Origin of the sequence: Pseudoxanthomonas mexicana (assembly GCF_046736355.1) — a bacterium.
Taxonomy (GTDB): Bacteria; Pseudomonadota; Gammaproteobacteria; order Xanthomonadales; family Xanthomonadaceae; genus Pseudoxanthomonas_A; species Pseudoxanthomonas_A mexicana_B.
This window is the reverse complement of record NZ_CP157201.1, coordinates 2,414,641-2,430,283: the sequence shown is the minus strand read 5'-3', so window position 1 is coordinate 2,430,283 and position 15,643 is coordinate 2,414,641. Positions and strand designations below refer to the sequence as shown.

The window sequence follows — 15,643 nt, the reverse complement described above, 5'->3', positions numbered from 1 at the left end:
TTAAGTGATGTGGGTGTTTCCGGACGTGTCATTCCACGGCACCGGTGAATTGAGTTCTGCGAGATAGCTGATCAGCCCGTTGTAGGCGTCATCCAGTTCCTCTACATCGAGTTCGGCCAGTTCCATCTGCTGGCGCAGGCGCGGGTAGATGTCGTGGATGGCCTGCACATCCGTGATGAGCTGGGGCTTTTCGCCAGGCGAAATGATGGCGTCGTCGTCGATGGCGTCGAGGCGAATCACCGCGGCGGCGACGGCGAGTTCGCGTGCCGCACGCTCGGCTTGCAAGGCCTGCTCCTGCAGCAGCGCCAGGTTGAGCAGGTCGCTGGCCGCCTTGGCGGCATTCTCCGCATCTTCCTGGAACCGCTTGACGCGCTCTTCCTCAAGCTGGCGCTGCAGCTCTTCAAGGGACTCTTCGGTGGGCGACAGTGCGGGCGAGCCCTCGACGAGGGTTTCAGGGCCCACGCGGCCGCGCACGTTCGTGTGCAGCCGAAAATGCCAGGGGCCAGTACCGGTGCTATTGAAGGTGTAGCGCGGCGAGGAAGTGCGGGCGATTTCGGTCCAAGGACCGTCCGCAGTCTCGCCCTGCTCGATGACATACACCGCCGCAGAATGCAGACTGCTCGGCCAGGTCAGCACAACACCGTTGGCCACGGGGGCTACCGCCACGACAAGCTGGGCAATCTCGGCGGCCACATGCACCGCGGGCACCCAGCTGGCATGTCGCACCTGCACTGGCGTCACGGCCGGCAGCGGCCCGGCGCCGATTTCCATCAGCAGCAGCACACGCGCGCTCATCGGATGCGCATCTCCGCGAACATGTCCGGCTGATAGCCCTTCTCGATGACCGCAATCAGATGCCGAAGCAGATTGTTAGTCTCGTCCTGGCTGCCGTTGCCGCCCGTGCCGGTGTTGGTGGATGTGCCGGTGCCCGTTCCCGTGCTGACGGGGGGCGTGTTGCCGCCGGTGGGCCGCTCAGGTGCTACTGGCGCGTACAGAACAGCGAAGAGCTCGCGGGCGAAATCCTTCGGCAGCGAGAGGATGGCGTCCGCCAGGTCGCCCATCGTCGTGCCGTCGTCCATCTCCAGCTGCGGGACTGTGATGGTGTCGAGCAGCCCGGTGACCTGGTTGTACAGCGCGTTGTAGTCGTTGCCGCTGGCATAGAGATTGCGACCCAAGCCCAGTGCGGTTTGCGAGAGCTGTGAAGCCTTGTTGAGGTTGCCGGCGGCCACGGCTGCCTGCAGCTGCTGCATGGCTTCCGCGAGCTTCTGGTCATCGCGCAGCGGCGAATACTGGCTCAGTGCAAGGTCACCGAGCAGGTTGCGGCGTTCTTCCTCCATCTGCCGCTGCAGGCTGGCCATGTTGAGTGCGCGCAACTGCTCGATTTTCGCCAGGTCCTCGGCGCGGGCGCCCGACAAGCCCAGGGCCTTGGCGTAGTCGTTGGCGGCGCTGACCTGGTTGCGGTACTGCAGCTCGATGTCGAGCTGGGCCTGCTGCCAATCATTGAGCCCCGAGGTGAGCAACTGCTGCTCGATGCCGGCCATGAAGCTGCCGTACTCGTTCGCCGCGCTGGTGATGCGCGCGTACGTGTCGGCCAGGCTCTCGCCGGCGCGGCCCAGGCGCTCGAACAACTGGGTGATGTCGGTCAGCACACCGTCGCCGGCAGCCGTCCACAGTTGCGTGGACTGCTTGATGTCGGACTGCACGGCGAGCAGGAACGTGGCCACTTCGCGCAGGCTCTCCGCGCTGCCCCGGTAGCCGGCGGCGATGCGCTCGATTTCAGCCGAGGCGCCGACTGCCTTGGCCACGGCGAGCAGGTTCTCGCCGAGCAGGCGCTCCGCGAAAGCTTCCTGCGCTTCGTTGTAGATGCGACCGGCGATGGTGCCGAACTCTTTTGTCAAGTTGCCGTTCTTGTCGAACTCCTGCCGGAACGTGCCGCCGACCAGCGTCGGCACGTCGATGGCCAGGGCCGCAGCGGCTTCGCTCATCGCCGCCGCGATTTCATCGAACAGCGCTTGGACAGACGAAAGCGCGTCGGCGTCCAGGGCTGTCTTCGTCGTGCGATGCTTGGTTCCGCGGAAGAGGCTGCGCTTCTTCGACTCGCTGACTTCAGTAAAGCCGGTCGCACCGGCGCTGGTGATGCCGAACTGGCTCGCCGAGCCGGTGGCTTTCCACGAAGTGCCGAACAGACCGCCGCCGGTGATTTTGTCGAGCACGGTGGCGCCCAGGCCGACCCAACCCAGGGGACCGATGCTCTTCAGGCCGGCAGTCAGCGCACCGACGATGCTGGCGCCCCCCTTGCTCGCCGCCAGCGTCGCGGTGAGCGCGCCGCTGAGCGCGTTTCCCGCTACGGCACCGGACAGTCCGGACAACCCCTTCGTCAGCAGGTTGTCGCCGCCTTGGAGCCCAACCAGGCCACCGGCGAGCATGCCACCGAGCTTCGCGTTGCCCATCGAGCCGAGCAGCTTGGAGATCATGCCGCCGCCGCTGCCTGCCGCTGCTGCAGAGCCCCCCGGCATGGCGTAGAGCGCGGCCAGGTTGTTGCCGAAGCCCTGCAGGCTGCCGGCGGCGGGCGCCGCACTGCTGCCGCCGAGCAAGCTGGGCAACCAGCCGCCGCCGACCAGGCTGGCCAGGTTGCCGCCGGCAGCCGCGAAGCCGTTGCCCATCAGCTGGGCCTGGATCGGCAGCACGATGCGTTGCTGAAGGAAGGTGCGCACCAGGTCGCCGACGATTTGCTTTGCGATCGACTTCAGGTCGCGCCCGAGCTGCTGGAAATCCCGCAGCCCCGACATCGCGAAATCGGTAACCGCATCGGCCGCCGACTCAATCCCACGCGTCCACGCACTGGCCCACTCCTGGGCCTGGCGCGCGGACTCCTCGGCGGCTAGCGACCAGTCCGCCATCGCGCGTGCGCTGGCGATCAGATCTTCCTGCTGCTGGGGAGATGCGGCCAGGGCATCGTTGCCTGCCGCGATGGATTCTGCGATGGCACGGCGCATGTCGGCTTCGTTCTGAAGCCGACGGCTGTAGCGCTCCCGCTCGATTCCCAGCATGCCCAGCAGGCGCAACTCGCCGGACATAGTGTCCAGGAGCGCTTGGGGGGCGTTCTGCTGTTTCACCAGCTCGGCGGTGGTCTTCTTCAACTGCGCTTCGTAGGCGGCTTCAAGGCGCGTTGCAGCCGCCTTTGTGATGTTGCCTTCCTTCAGCTCACGGGCGATTCCCGCCAGGCGCTGAGCATGCTCGACCTCGGCAATCTTGACCGGCCCTTGCAGTTCGGCCTCTAGGCGTTCCACCTGTTCGGTGTAGCGGCGCTGAGACTCCGCCTGTTGCTCCAGGTCGCGCGCATGATCGCGCGTGGCCTTGCTCGCTTCACGGGTGGAGGCAGCATTGTCCTTAGTGAGCTGGCGCGCTTTCTCCTGCGCCTGGTCCGCCAGTTCCGATGCGGCGGCAACAGAATTCCAGGCGTTGTACATATCGGCCAGCTGCTGCTGACTCAGCTTTCCGCCCGCCTTCTTCTGCTCATCCAGCACCGCGAAGCCGAATTCCAAACGAGAACCAGCACGTTTGCCTGATTCGGCAGTGCGCTGACGCACCAACTCCTGCTGGAGTTGCTGGTTCATTTTTTCAACATATCCGGTCGTGCGCTGCGCCGCTGCCCCGACAGCTTCGATGCCGTTGGCCATGATGTACGCTCCCCGCGTAACATCACCTTCAGCTACGGCCAGGCCGGCCATTGCTTCGGTCAGTTCTTTGGAGCTAATGCCTGTCTCGCGCTTGCGCTGAGCCAGCTCCGCCAACTTCTGCTGCGTCTGCTCGCTGATGTTGTTCAGACCCAGCAGTCGCTGCATCTCTTCGAGGGCGGCCGCATCCGCCGCGCGACGCTGCTCGGTCAGCGCCTCCAACTGTCCCTTCTGCCGCTCATAGGCGGCAGTAGCTTCGTCAACGTCACGGCGAGCGCTGGCGGACGTGTCGCCCGTCCGCGCTGTCACGCGCAGGTAGCTCTCATGCGCGCGAATCATCTTCTCGTGCGTGTCCGTGACCGACTGCGTCAGTTCCTTGAATGCCTCGTCCGCCGATTTCAGATCCGTGATGCCCTGGAACGTGGGAGCCTTGGCGAATTCACCATAGGCATCGCTGGCCAATACAACGCGCTCGTGCAGTGCCCTCACATTCTCCGAAGCGGCCTCAGCCGCTCGGCTGGCCTGCCAGAACGCGCCAGCCAGGAGTACTACGGCAGTCACCGCCAGCATGATGGGATTGGCCTGCACAACGGCCAGCGCCGCAGCCAGACCGCGCGAAGCCACGGCCGCTGCCGTCTGCGCGGCCGTCAAGCGCACAGTATTGGCGGTGGTTGTGGTGACGATTCCACTGTGCGTCAGGTAGCTGGTGGTGGTCGTGTTGACCACGGTTGACTGAGCCATCCAGGCTGCGTGCGCGGCGCGCAGGCCCTTCTGCACCAGCTGCGCGGCGAACACGGTGGCGGCCAGCGCGGCGGCGGTGGCCAGCATGTCCAGGTTCTTGCCGAGCGTGCTAATTGCCTGGGCCACGGCGGACGATGCCCCGATACCCTGGTCGGCTTCGCCGACATAGCGCAGCGCGTCGTTCTTAGCCTGCTGCCATGCGCGTCCAATGGTCAGCGGCACGTTGCTGGCCTCGGCGATGATGCGTTCGGCTTGATCACCCGTCAGCGCATCAACAAGCACGTCGATGGTCAGCTTGCCGTCCTCGGCCATCTTGCGCAGCTCGCCACGCGTGACGCCCAGGGAGTCGGACAGCGCCTTCATGATGCGCGGCGCCGCTTCGTTGACGCTATTGAATTCCTCTCCGCGCAGCACGCCGCTGCCTAGCGCTTGGCTGAACTGGATGATGGCGGAGGCGGACTCCGCCACACCTGCGCGGTCCACGACCAAGGCCGCGCTCATGGCTTCGGTCAGCTTGAGCGCCTTCTGCTGGCCGTAGCCGTATTCGTTGAGCGCACGCGCCGAGCGACCGTAGAGCGTCACCGTGGCGTCGAGTTGCTGGTAGTAGCGTTGGGCAATGTTGAACGTGGCCGCCTTCGCCGTGGCAAGCTCGCGTTCGCCGTTGCTGACCTGCTTGAGCTTGCCGACGATGTCGGCGTAAGCGTCAGCGGTGCGCCCGGCGGTGACCAGAGCCTGGGCCATCGCGGCGGCCCCAAGGAAGCGCTTGAGCATGGTTTCGGCCATGCTCGCACTGCGCGCGGTGCGCTCGATTTCCTGGTTGACGCCCTTGATACCCTGCTGGGCCTTCTTGCCTGCGTTCTGAGCGGTGCCGCCGAGCTTGTCGATTTCCGATTGCGCCTGACGCACGCCAGGCGCCACGCCGCGTCCGTCGGCGGTCAGTCGCAAGGTTACGGTTTGGTCGGTCACGATGCCCCCAGGCGCTTAACGCTTCTGCCGGTATTCCTCGGCGCTGGCCAGCGACATCACGCGGATGCCCTGGCTGATGTCCGGCCACTGCATCGGCGGGATTTGAAGCAGCCGGCATGCGGCTTCGACTTCGGTCGCGGAGATGCCCGCGTAGGACGCGCCGCCCAGGCCCACAAGCCAACTTGGCTGGCACTGGCCGAACACGGCGACGGTGTCCCAGTTGTCGTCCAGAACTTCGACCTCGATATCGGGGTCGTCATCCTTTTCATTGCCGTCGTTTGGACGGAGGAAGTCCGCCGTGCTGGTGCCGGGGGCGGGCAAGTCATCATCCCTTCCTTCGGCACCAGCACGTGGACCCTTCCCACCGGATATCAGCGCCCGCGCGACGGCTTGGAGTTTTTTACGCGCGCCTCGCCGAATTGTTCGAAGTAGGCCGCCAGGATGGCGGCTTGCAGGAACGGGGACCACGCGCCGCTGCGCACTTCGTGCATCGCCGCATCACCGGTGATGGGCTGGCCGTTCTCGTCACCGAGGCCTTCGACGCTGTCAACCAGCTCGTTGATGTATTCGATGTCCGTAAAGCCCTGCTCGGACATATCGAGCAACTGCTCCTTGGTCTTGACCTTGACCTTGGCAGTGATGGCGCCCTCATTGAAGGTGCCGGGCGTTTCGGTAGGTAGTCGCAGCTTCGCGGTCAGCGCGAACAGCGCGGTCTTGGTGAGTTTCAGCATGGCGCAATTCCTCTAGGAAGGGGTTTTGAACAGCCATGCCAAGATGCCCGCGTGCGCGCGTGGGTTGGCACTAACGCGCGTTAGTTCGCAAAGAAAAGCCCCGCGCAATGGCGGGGCTGAAATACCTCACATGAAGAGGGTCAGTTACGGCGTGGCGTCGCCGAACTCGATGTAGAACTCGTCGCCACCGGAGCTGCTGGGGATGCAGCGCCCGGACAGCTCCCAACCGTAGTCGCCGTCGATGTCCACCTCGTTGATCTGCTCGATTTGCCCACGCACGCCCAGTTCGCTGTAGAGATTGGCCGCCTGGGTCAGGCGCAGGGAGGTGGTGAGCAGCGTGCCCGCGTCGCGCACAGCCCAAGGGTTGAAGTCGTCCAGGTCGGTCTTGGCAAGGCGTAACGTGAAGGTCGGCTGCCGGCTGGTGATGCCGGTTTCCTTGTGCTCGGTGAACTCCTTTTGCTGGATCTGATTGCCGAAGTCCACGGCCAGTGACTTGGCCCACACGTTGAGCGGGGAGCCGCCCGGCAGCACGGTCACCTGGGTGACGGTGTTGTTGGCACGGGCCACCACGGGCACGGTCGAGGGCAGCACGATGGTGGGCAACGCCGCTTCCTCGACATCCTCGTAATCGCCCTGGATGCGGACATTGGCACGGAAGCGGTTGCCCACCTCCAGGGTGAGGCTAGTGATGTTGTGGCGTGCTGCCTGCACTTTCTTCAGCAGGCCCGCATGCCACCAGTAGGCGTCGCTGATCGGGATGCCGCTGCTGATCGGGTTGTAACGCGTGGTCTTGGCGCCTGCATTCTTGACCACCGTCATGCCGGCGGGCAGCAGGACGATGCCGCAGTCCGCGTCGCTGGTGGTCACCGCGCCGGGCGTGGCCGGCGGATACAGTTCCACTTCACCTTCGATGAAGGCTCGCTTGGCACCGACGGCGAAGGGCGTGCCGCCGAAAAATGGCCGATCTACTTCGCGTTCGATGGGATCGAACTCGGTGCCGGAACTGCCGTTGAAGATCATGACGCCGTTGCTGGCGGGCAACGGCACCACGGGCGTGCCAGGCGCCACGCGCAGGGCGACCGCCAGGCCGCGCTTGGTGAACTGTTCGAGTTGGGGCTGGGCCATCGCGGTTATTCCTTGGTGGACGCCTTGCGGCGGTGAGTGGGGGCGTTAGGCGTGGGCGCTTCTGGTGCCGGCGTGGATGGTTCGGCATCAGCCGGGGCCGGTGGAGGCAGGTCGGCCTCGTTGACCAACTGGCCGTCGATGACGCGCCACGCGCCGTGGGTGGTGGGGGTGGGTTGCGAGTTGCTCATGGCTGCACCTGGTGCTGGATGCGGTATCCGGTCTGATAGATCTGCTGGCTGACCAGCCAACCGCAGTCGAAGTACTCGTCGCGGCCAGCTTGGAAGTACAGCGCCTGGAAGGCATCGCCCGGCGACCAGCCCACCAGCGCCGCGCGCGTGGCGGCGATCAGCACGTCCATGCCTTCACGCGCGCCTGCGCCATCGCCTTCGCCCTTGGCGCTGCGGAAGAACAGCACCAGTTGCAGTGACACGCTCACGTCCTGCACGGTGACCGGGCCGCTGTACTTCACCGGGCCACCGCGCTCCTCGGCTTGCAGGTAAGCCGCCGGCGACGTGCGCGGCTTGGACTGCAAGGCCGTGCGCAGGTCGGCCGCGTTGCCCACGGCATTGCGCAGCGCCGCGACCTTGTCACGCACGCGGGTCATGGCCAAGCTCACCGGGTACGGGCCGACGCTCACAGCGCCCCCAGCGTCTTGCGGCTGAACATGCGCTCGTTGCTGATCAGGCGCGTGGAGCCGGTACCAGGATCGTCGGGATCGGCCGGCGCAGGGGCCAATGGATCGTTTACGCCCAGGGACAGCTTGCCGGCGGCCACCTGGTCAAGTGCGCGCAACGCATCGCGGTAGTCGCGCTCGATGCGTCCGGTTTCCTCGCTGGTCTTGTCGCGCTGGCGGTGCAGGTGATAGCGCGCAATTGCGCGCGCCCACACCGTGAGGATCGGAAACTGCGCCGCATCCTGCGGCAGCGGGTACCCGCGTTGCGCCAGGCGCGCGTCCACCTCGCCATCTGCCTGCACGATGAACCGCTGGATGCTGGCCAGCGCCTCGCTGGCCGCCGCCACGTCATCCGCTGGCCAAGCGCCGGTGTCGCCGCCGGCGATCACCGCCGCCAGCAACGGCGCGTCCACGCCGTACAACTCGGACAGCTCTTTCAGGCTGTCCGAACCATCGGCCAAGTGGGCGGGCGTGACGTACATGGCGACTTACTTGGCCTTCTTTCTCTTGGCGGGCTTGGTGGTGGTCCCGCCATCGACCGGCGTCACGGGCATCACGGGAGGCGGATCACTTTCCAGCGTAACGGCGTCCTGATCGAAGCTGCACTCCTCGACCACCAGGTGCGGGTCATTTTTCAGCAGTTCGACCTGCGCCTCGGTCAGCGCATCCAGCGCAAAGCCAGTGCCGGCGCGGGTATGCTGGAAACCGGCGCGGCGGTACGGTTCATGCTTGGCGCGAACGAACAGCGCAGGGATTTCTTTCGTCACGGGATTTCTCCAGTCAGGGCGACCCCGGCGGGCGAACCCGCCAGGGTGGCAAGGCAACGGTCAGAGCCAGCTCGGGCACAGCAGCGTGGCGCTGCCGGCCCACTCGTTACCGCCGTTCTCGTCCTTGACCAGCAGCTTGCGCGCAGCGCCTTCCAGCGACCCCGGCACCACCAGGGTGTTGGGCGTGATACCCAGTGGGCGGCCACCGTCGGCCTTGAAGGCCTTCATCGCGGCGCGCGCAGCGGCGTAGTTGGCGGCGGTCAGCGGCTGGTTGCTGGCGAAGGCCAACTGCCAGAAGCCGAAGCCCACGTTGTTGCGGCTGTCCGCGCCGAACTCGTACTCGTTGCGGGCGAACACGTTCTCGTCGGTCAGGCCCGTGCGCGACACCAACTGCGGTGACTTGCGGTTCTGGAAGATGATCGGCTTGATGGCGCGCGTGGTGTCCAGCAGGTACCAGATCGGGGCGTTCGGCCGAGCAACCAGATCCACATCATGGTTTGCCACCAGCGTCGCCGCACCAGTGCCATCGGCGTTGGCGTAGACCGGGTGTTCGTCATCGAAGAAGTTCTGACCGTCGAAGCACAACGTGGTCAGGCCGGCCTTCAGCAGGGCGAACACCTGCTCATCGGGCTGGGCCTTGGCCGCGCGGCCCATCTCGGAGAACAGCGGGCTGTACACGCCCACCTGGTCATCCTCGATGTCGGTGCGCTTGACGCCCACCGTGGACTCCCAGTCCTTGTTGACGATGCTGTAGCCACTGGCGGCGATGGACTTGATGACGCGGTCGCCAATCCATTCGCGGAACTGTGGGAACTGGCCCAGCCAGGCGTAGGTGTTGCTCTTGGTGGTGCTGGGCACCACGGTGGCGATCTTTTCGTAGTCGGTGGGCGTGGCGGTCAGCGCGTTCTGGAAGTCGCGGCGGTAGCCGACGAACAGCGCCTGCACGATGGCAGTGGAGAGAATGGCCATTGAAAGGATTCCTTGGGGGGTCGTCGTCGGGTGGTTTAGGCAGTGGCGCGGTTGAGTTCAGCCGTGAAGTCGGCCTCGCTGATGCCCAGCAGGCGGCAGGCTTCCTTCTGCTCGGCATTGAGCGCAGTAACGGTGCCGGCGGGCTTCTTGTTGTCCAGCCCGCTGGGGTCACCTACGGCCGGGGCCGCACCCACGAATGCCTTGAAGCGCTCCAGGCCGGCGGTGTCGCTGCATGCGGCGCGGTGGTAGTCGGCGGTGGCCGGCGTGATCTTGCCGGCCTTCAGCGCGCCCTTGATGGCCGCGTCCACGGCGGCGGCATGGTCGGCCTGGTTGCGCGTCACCAGCGCCTGTTCGGCGTTGATCGCGCGGTCCTTCATGGCGTCGTAGTCGCCGCGCGGCACGAAGCGCTCCAGGTTGGGCTGGTTGGCGGCATTGAGCGCGGTGGCGGTGTCCTTGTCCTTCTTCAGTGCGTTGATGGCCGTGGCCAGGTCGTCATCGCTGACGTCTTCGGTCAGGCCAAGGGCACCGACGATGGCGGCGGCGAGCAGGGTGGATCGCTTCATGGCGGGTTCCTGTTGGTTTAGGGCTTGCAGGGGGAGGTTGGGCTTGTTGACCAGCCCGGCCGACACCAGCCGCACGATGCGGCCGGTGTCCGGTTCGTAGTCGAAGACGGGGGACAGGAAGCGGTACTCGCGGTTGGCCACCTGCTCGGCGGCACGCGGCGTCCACTTCACCCGGCCCCACAGCGCGCCGTCGCGCACGTCCACGCCCTCGATCCAGCCACCGGCCGGGGCTTCCTGGCCGTGGGGGGCGCGGTGCTGGGTGGCGTGCTCCCAGTCGATGGGCAGGTCGATGCCGTTGGCGGCGAAGGCTTCCAGCACGGCACGCTGGCCGGCGGCATCGAACAGCCAGTTGCGGCCGTCACGGCCCCGCACCCGGCCCGTGGCCGGATCGGTGACGCGGATCAGCTCCACGTCCTCCGGCGCGGCGGCACTGTGGGCGGACAGGTCGATGTTGAGGGCAAGACGCGGCATGCCGGCCAGAGTGACCACTGCCGACGGAGGCATGGGACTAACGCGCGTTAGTGAGATCGGGACGGGCTGCCCGCGCGCGCGGGTTGGCTGAACGAACTATCCGGCAATCCCGGAAGGTTGCCCGGCGCGCGACGGGGAAGTTGCCCGGTTTCGGACCGCCTGTCCAGATGCCGTCCTCGCACCCCGCCCAGACGGCCTTCAAAACCCATTTAAATCGCCCTTGGTGGCCCGATCACCCCGATGGACGCCCATCCACCGTAGGAAGGGGCTGTACGGCCCTCCTGGGCCGTTTCTGGCGGGGCCGTCAATTCAGGCCCGGCCCAGTTCCAGCCAGGCAATGCCCAGATCGCCGATGCGCTGGTCATCCTCGGCGCTGATCCCCATGAAGGGGCGGGCCGGCAGGCCGGGGTGGTTAACCTTCTTGCGTGGGCCGGGGCCACCGGGCCAGGCGAGTGCTTTCTTGCCCTTCGGCGTTATGGTGTAGGCCGGGGTGCCTTTCTGGTGCCAGCGGGCCTGACGGGCATGGGCGGTCAGCTCCATCCAGTTCGGGCCGGCGCGCGGGCTGATGTCCTGCCACATGCGGCCGGTATCGGTCAGTGGCGTGCGCCCGCTGCCATCGGCCAGCGGCACCCAGGCAACGCCGTCTGGGCCGGTGCCGGTGCGGAAGCGACCCTGGGTGGATTCCAACACCGACTCGCCGATGGCGGCCATCAGCGGGGACAGATCGGTCGCGCGGCGCAGCAGCTCGCCGAACCAACGCTGTACCTGGGCGTCGTCTACTTTGATTACCAGCGCGTCGGTCATGGTATGGTTGCCCTACCTTCGTCGGTTCGGGACACGGCCCTTGTTCCGGCGATTGCGCCCTTGGGGCCGTGCTCCCCTTGAGGTCCCACCCGCCTACCGCCCATAGAGCAGGTTTCCCTGCCGCTGGCGTTCCAGGTAGCCGATGCGGCTGGGCATCAGCGTCCAGCTCACCATGCGCCCTTTCACCGCTTCCATCACCACCATCATGCCTGGCCGCTCCGGCATGTCGAAGGCGCGGATGTAGCGCGTGCGCAGCACCATGCGGCCGCTGCCCTTGTGGCGCATGAACATCTGCCAGACCTCGAACGGCTGCTCCATCACGTCAGGCAGCAGCGGTACGACGCTGGCGCGTGCCGGGTCGATGTGCTTGGCCAGTTCCTCCACCGTAGCCACCATGTCGTAGCTGAAGTCGTCGCTGACCTTCAGCTTGAACACACGCTCATCCGCGCCCAGCGCACCACGCAGCAGGGCGCGCAGTTCATCCCCATCAGCGCGTCGAACGGCTGCCAGCGGGCGCGGCAACACATCCAATGGAATCTGCTCGGGCCGGCCGTAGTCGGCGGCCTGTTTCTGCGTCAGCACTTCCCAGGCATCGCCCTTCTGATCGCGCCAGTACTGCATGTCCTGTTCGCTGAGCTGCTGACCCGTGGAAGCCTGCCCCACGTGATACCGCCACTCTGGCGGCGGGTCGCCCTCCACGTCCGGTGGTGCAGCATCGGGGCGCTTTCCATCGGCCTTCAATCGTGCTTCGGATATGCCGTAAGCGGTGCAACGGCAGCCCCAGCCGTTGGGTGGGTAATGGGTCTTCCACCAGGCATCACTGGTAGGCAACACCAGTCCATCCCATGCCTTGTGGTGCTCTCGCGGGTTGCGGATGGTGTTGTGCTTGTACTTTAGATAGGGGAAGTGTTTCAGCGTTTCCCAGCGCCCGGCCTGATAGGCGGTCCGGATGTTGGTGTGGTAGATGACGGACGTGCGCCAGGCCATGCCGGCCGCACTGTCGCCGCCGGCCCCGCCGATCCAGCCGTGGGCCTTCACGATGTCTGCAAACTTCTTGCGGAAGTCGTCCAGCGTTTCGCCCTTGCTGATCGCGTCATCCACCGCACGGCGCAGATCGGTGAGTACCGCGTCGCGGGTGACGCCGGCGGCCACGAAGGCACGCGCGTGCTGACCCTGCCACAGGTCATTCCACTTGCGCGTGGGCAGGTTGACCTTCTGGCGGAAGTAATCCTCGGCTTCCTTGAAGCTGCCGAAGTTGCCCCGGATTTCAGGCACGGCTATCGTCCAGCGCATCCAGCATGCCGGCCGCGCCGGCGATGGCCAGCGCGTGCTGCATGACCTGGGCGAACTTGCCTGCATCCAGGGACGGCAGCAGATCCAGCAGCCCGTCGCGCACGTCTTCCAGCGAACTGGCGGTGTCCACCAGGTTGCGCACCTGGTCGATCCACTCGCCTACCAACGGATCGGCGGCATCGGCCAACAGTGCGGCCAGTTGATCCTCGCGGTCGGGTGCGGGCGCTCGTTCGCGGTTCTCGGCCTGCTTCACCATTTTGGTGGCGTCAACAGAATGGTCTGCATCCGGCGCACCGGACGCGGCTTGCGCCGGCGCGCGCAACAGCTTCACATCCTTGCCGGTGGCCGGATCGGGCAGGCCCAGCTTGTCGCGGATGATGGACTGCTCGACTTCCAGGCCCATCGGCACCAGCTTTTCCAGGGCGTCGATCAGCAGGCGCGTGTCTTCCGGTTCGGGCACTGGCACTTTCAGGATGGGATAGCGGCCCGGCCCGAAGTTCAGATCCACGAACGCGCGCACCAGGTCGCGGTTGAGGGTGTTCTCCAGTGCCTGGGCATCGGCCTTCAGCAGATCCAGGCGCACCTCGTTGTGCACCTTGGCCTGGCTGTGCGACGAACCATCGTCGGCCGTCATGGTCTGGCCCAGCACGCCCTTGCTGATCTGCTTGTCCCACCAGGTGGCCAGCTTCTCGAAGAAATCCGCTGCGCCGGCGGTGTTGGGTGCGGCTTCGAAAGAAATGCGGGTGGATTCGTGGATGACGGCCGCCGCATCGCTGCCCAGGTTGGCCACCGCGCTCATCAGGCGGGCGATGTCCTCTTCCTTCGCGCCGTTGCCGTAGGTTCCCACTCGCATGGGCAGGCCGAAGATGTCCGCAAAGGCCATCCAGTCCTTCCACGTCCACGCCTTACACATGTAGCCCACGGCCGCCAGGCGCGCCAGGCCACCACGCACGGGCAAGCCGCTGCGGATCTTCGGCAGGTGCACGATGAACTTGTACGGGGCCAGGGCAATGCCATTCACCGGGTCGGCATCGTCCAGCAGGCGCAGTTGCCGGCCGGTGGCTTGGTCGAAGCGGAAGAACCGCGGGTCGCGGTGTTCCAGGCGCGCCGCCTTCCAGGGCGTGCCGCTACGATCCCAGATGATCTCCACCACCGAGTAGCCCTTGCCCAGGGCATCGGTCAGGTCGCTGATCATCTCGCCGAAGTCGGGCGTGGCGATGACCTCGCGCACGGCATCGGCGATCTCGACATCGCGTGCCTCATCGGTGGCGGCGTCCACCTGGATTTCCAGGCCGGCGAATGCCAGCTTGCGCGTCCCCAGCACCGAGGCGTAGTGCAGGTCGCGCTCCTCCATTTCCTCGGCCAGCGTCAGGTAGTCGTAGGCATTGCCGGCCGCCGCCCCTTCCAGGATGGACGCCAACCGCACCGGAGTCATGCCGTCGGCCACGCCGGTGTGCCAGACCTGCCGGATACCGGTCAGCCCACCGGCGGAGATTTCCCGATCAAGCACTTCGTACTGGATGGGCTGGCCATCCGGGCCGAGGATCTTCGATTTCACGGTGGCCATTACCAGATGCCTTTCTTGTTGCGCCAGCCGGCACCGCGCGTGATGGCGGTGGAACGGTCTGTGGTGTGGTGAGTGATACGCCGATAGTCGATGACCTCCTGGCCACTACTGGCGGCGTTGGTGGCCAGGAACTTGGCCCAAGTGCGGTCGGCGTGGCCGCTGCTGTCGCTGTCGGCCAGGAAGCGCGGCGTGCCGGTCGGGCCGGTGACTTTCTTCAGCTTGTGCAGGTCGGCGCGCAGGGCGTTGTCACCGGCGGGGATGCGGGTCTTGCGATCCTCGAAGGCTTCCTTGCCCTGAGTGGCCAAGGTCAGCTTGTTGGCGGCGGTGAACAGCACGCCTTCCACACGGGTGCTGCCGTGCCGGCGCTGGGCGTCCTCCACCGGCTTCTCGCCCATGCCGGTCTGATCCATGCAGCAGCGCAGCACGCGATAGCGGGCGAACACGTCATCGAGCAGCGCGTCCTGCTCGGCGAAGGTGGCGCGCTTTTTGGTGATGATCTCGCGGCACCAAGCCACGTCGCCCACCATCTCATCCACCCAGATCACGAACAGGTCATTGCGCGCGGCAATGTCCACGCCCACGTAGCACGGGCCGCCGGTATACAGCTCGGGCCGGCCGGCATTGTCGTCTTCCACGCTGTTGATCAGTTCGAAGTCCAGCCAGGCGCTGGCTTCGTCCAGCCACTTAAGCTCGAACTCCTGCGCCCACAGGTCGTCATCCCCCGCGCCCCGGCGCAGTTCCTCGATGTCGCGTGGCAGGCCATCGGCCACGGCGGTGTAAATGTCGGTGACGTGCCGGCTCCAGCCATCGTCATGGCCGGTCATCAAGTCGTAGAACCTGTTGCCCTTGCCGTTGGGCGTGCTGATCACGCGCAGCTTCAAGCCGGGTTTGGAGATCACCGGGAACAGCGCCTTCCAGATGGCGCGGCTGTCCTGGTGGAACGCGAACTCATCCAGCAGCACGTTGGCAGAGAAGCCGCGCGCTGTGTCCGGGTTAGCCGGCAACGCCGTGATGCGACTGCCGCCGGGCAGCTCGACCTCCAGCGCCTTGGTGTTGGCGTCAAAGTCGATTTCCAGTTCCTTGAAGCCCCGTTGCATGGCCTTCAAGTGCAGCTTGATGCCTTCGTTCATGGCCTCGCGCGCCTGGCGCTCGCCGCGCGAGAGGATCACCCAGCGCTCGCGCCGGCCGGCGGCTTCGGCTTCCAGGCAATCCAGTACGATCTCCAGCGTGGATGTGAAGGTCTTGCCGCACTGGCGCGCGAACATGGCGATCTTGAAGCGGCTGTGATCCCTCACC

General features: G+C 65.9%; 15 protein-coding genes. All 15 read right to left on the bottom strand.

The features are described 5' to 3' along the window. Complete coding sequence (locus tag AAG688_RS11255) at positions 1-795, bottom strand: hypothetical protein (protein ID WP_411832330.1); 795 nt, start codon at positions 793-795, stop codon at positions 1-3. Continuing rightward, positions 792-5,384, bottom strand: a complete 4,593-nt coding sequence (locus AAG688_RS11250; RefSeq protein WP_411832329.1) for a tape measure protein — start codon at positions 5,382-5,384, stop codon at positions 792-794. The genes AAG688_RS11255 and AAG688_RS11250 overlap by 4 nt, the downstream gene beginning before the upstream one ends. Before the next feature lie 15 nt (positions 5,385-5,399). Next, entirely contained in the window at positions 5,400-5,705 is a 306-nt protein-coding gene (locus AAG688_RS11245; protein ID WP_411832328.1) for a DUF1799 domain-containing protein, read from the bottom strand. A gap of 50 nt (positions 5,706-5,755) precedes the next feature. Further along, positions 5,756-6,115 carry a hypothetical protein gene (locus AAG688_RS11240; RefSeq protein WP_411832327.1) on the bottom strand — a complete coding sequence of 120 codons (360 nt, stop codon included), beginning with the start codon at positions 6,113-6,115 and terminating at the stop codon, positions 5,756-5,758. A gap of 144 nt (positions 6,116-6,259) precedes the next feature. Then, the gene (locus AAG688_RS11235; protein ID WP_411832325.1) at positions 6,260-7,240 is read right to left on the bottom strand and encodes a phage tail tube protein; all 981 of its coding nucleotides are present in this window, start codon (positions 7,238-7,240) and stop codon (positions 6,260-6,262) included. A gap of 5 nt (positions 7,241-7,245) precedes the next feature. Continuing rightward, the gene (locus AAG688_RS11230; protein WP_411832324.1) at positions 7,246-7,428 is read right to left on the bottom strand and encodes a hypothetical protein; all 183 of its coding nucleotides are present in this window, start codon (positions 7,426-7,428) and stop codon (positions 7,246-7,248) included. Continuing rightward, complete coding sequence (locus tag AAG688_RS11225; protein ID WP_411832323.1) at positions 7,425-7,844, bottom strand: hypothetical protein; 420 nt, start codon at positions 7,842-7,844, stop codon at positions 7,425-7,427. The genes AAG688_RS11230 and AAG688_RS11225 overlap by 4 nt, the downstream gene beginning before the upstream one ends. 29 nt (positions 7,845-7,873) lie before the next feature. Further along, complete coding sequence (locus tag AAG688_RS11220; RefSeq protein ID WP_411832322.1) at positions 7,874-8,395, bottom strand: phage protein Gp36 family protein; 522 nt, start codon at positions 8,393-8,395, stop codon at positions 7,874-7,876. Positions 8,396-8,401: 6 nt separating this feature from the next. Further along, the gene (locus AAG688_RS11215) at positions 8,402-8,680 is read right to left on the bottom strand and encodes an HI1506-related protein (protein WP_411832321.1); all 279 of its coding nucleotides are present in this window, start codon (positions 8,678-8,680) and stop codon (positions 8,402-8,404) included. Between the two features lie 60 nt (positions 8,681-8,740). Then, positions 8,741-9,649: a Mu-like prophage major head subunit gpT family protein gene (locus AAG688_RS11210; RefSeq protein WP_411832320.1), complete on the bottom strand. Its 909-nt coding sequence runs from the start codon at positions 9,647-9,649 to the stop codon at positions 8,741-8,743. A gap of 35 nt (positions 9,650-9,684) precedes the next feature. Continuing rightward, positions 9,685-10,716, bottom strand: a complete 1,032-nt coding sequence (locus AAG688_RS11205) for a phage protease (protein ID WP_411832319.1) — start codon at positions 10,714-10,716, stop codon at positions 9,685-9,687. Between the two features lie 276 nt (positions 10,717-10,992). Next, a complete protein-coding gene (locus AAG688_RS11200) occupies positions 10,993-11,487 on the bottom strand; it encodes a phage virion morphogenesis protein (RefSeq protein WP_411832318.1) in 495 nt (164 codons plus the stop codon). A gap of 93 nt (positions 11,488-11,580) precedes the next feature. Then, entirely contained in the window at positions 11,581-12,780 is a 1,200-nt protein-coding gene (locus AAG688_RS11195; RefSeq protein WP_411832316.1) for a PBECR2 nuclease fold domain-containing protein, read from the bottom strand. Continuing rightward, a complete protein-coding gene (locus AAG688_RS11190; RefSeq protein WP_411832315.1) occupies positions 12,755-14,347 on the bottom strand; it encodes a DUF935 domain-containing protein in 1,593 nt (530 codons plus the stop codon). The genes AAG688_RS11195 and AAG688_RS11190 overlap by 26 nt, the downstream gene beginning before the upstream one ends. Next, complete coding sequence (locus AAG688_RS11185) at positions 14,347-15,642, bottom strand: terminase large subunit domain-containing protein (protein ID WP_411832314.1); 1,296 nt, start codon at positions 15,640-15,642, stop codon at positions 14,347-14,349. Before AAG688_RS11185 ends, AAG688_RS11190 begins: the two co-directional genes overlap by 1 nt. Position 15,643: the final 1 nt, after the last annotated feature.

Bases quoted from the DNA above. Each gene is read 5' to 3' on its own strand.
- AAG688_RS11255 (WP_411832330.1), bottom strand. From the start codon at position 795: ATGAGCGCGCGTGTGCTGCTGCTGATGGAAATCGGCGCCGGGCCGCTG.
- AAG688_RS11240 (WP_411832327.1), bottom strand. From the start codon at position 6,115: ATGCTGAAACTCACCAAGACCGCGCTGTTCGCGCTGACCGCGAAGCTG.
- AAG688_RS11200 (WP_411832318.1), bottom strand. From the start codon at position 11,487: ATGACCGACGCGCTGGTAATCAAAGTAGACGACGCCCAGGTACAGCGT.
- AAG688_RS11205 (WP_411832319.1), bottom strand. From the start codon at position 10,716: ATGCCTCCGTCGGCAGTGGTCACTCTGGCCGGCATGCCGCGTCTTGCC.
- AAG688_RS11195 (WP_411832316.1), bottom strand. From the start codon at position 12,780: ATGCGCTGGACGATAGCCGTGCCTGAAATCCGGGGCAACTTCGGCAGC.
- AAG688_RS11235 (WP_411832325.1), bottom strand. From the start codon at position 7,240: ATGGCCCAGCCCCAACTCGAACAGTTCACCAAGCGCGGCCTGGCGGTC.
- AAG688_RS11225 (WP_411832323.1), bottom strand. From the start codon at position 7,844: ATGACCCGCGTGCGTGACAAGGTCGCGGCGCTGCGCAATGCCGTGGGC.
- AAG688_RS11230 (WP_411832324.1), bottom strand. From the start codon at position 7,428: ATGAGCAACTCGCAACCCACCCCCACCACCCACGGCGCGTGGCGCGTC.
- AAG688_RS11220 (WP_411832322.1), bottom strand. From the start codon at position 8,395: ATGTACGTCACGCCCGCCCACTTGGCCGATGGTTCGGACAGCCTGAAA.
- AAG688_RS11210 (WP_411832320.1), bottom strand. From the start codon at position 9,649: ATGGCCATTCTCTCCACTGCCATCGTGCAGGCGCTGTTCGTCGGCTAC.
- AAG688_RS11190 (WP_411832315.1), bottom strand. From the start codon at position 14,347: ATGGCCACCGTGAAATCGAAGATCCTCGGCCCGGATGGCCAGCCCATC.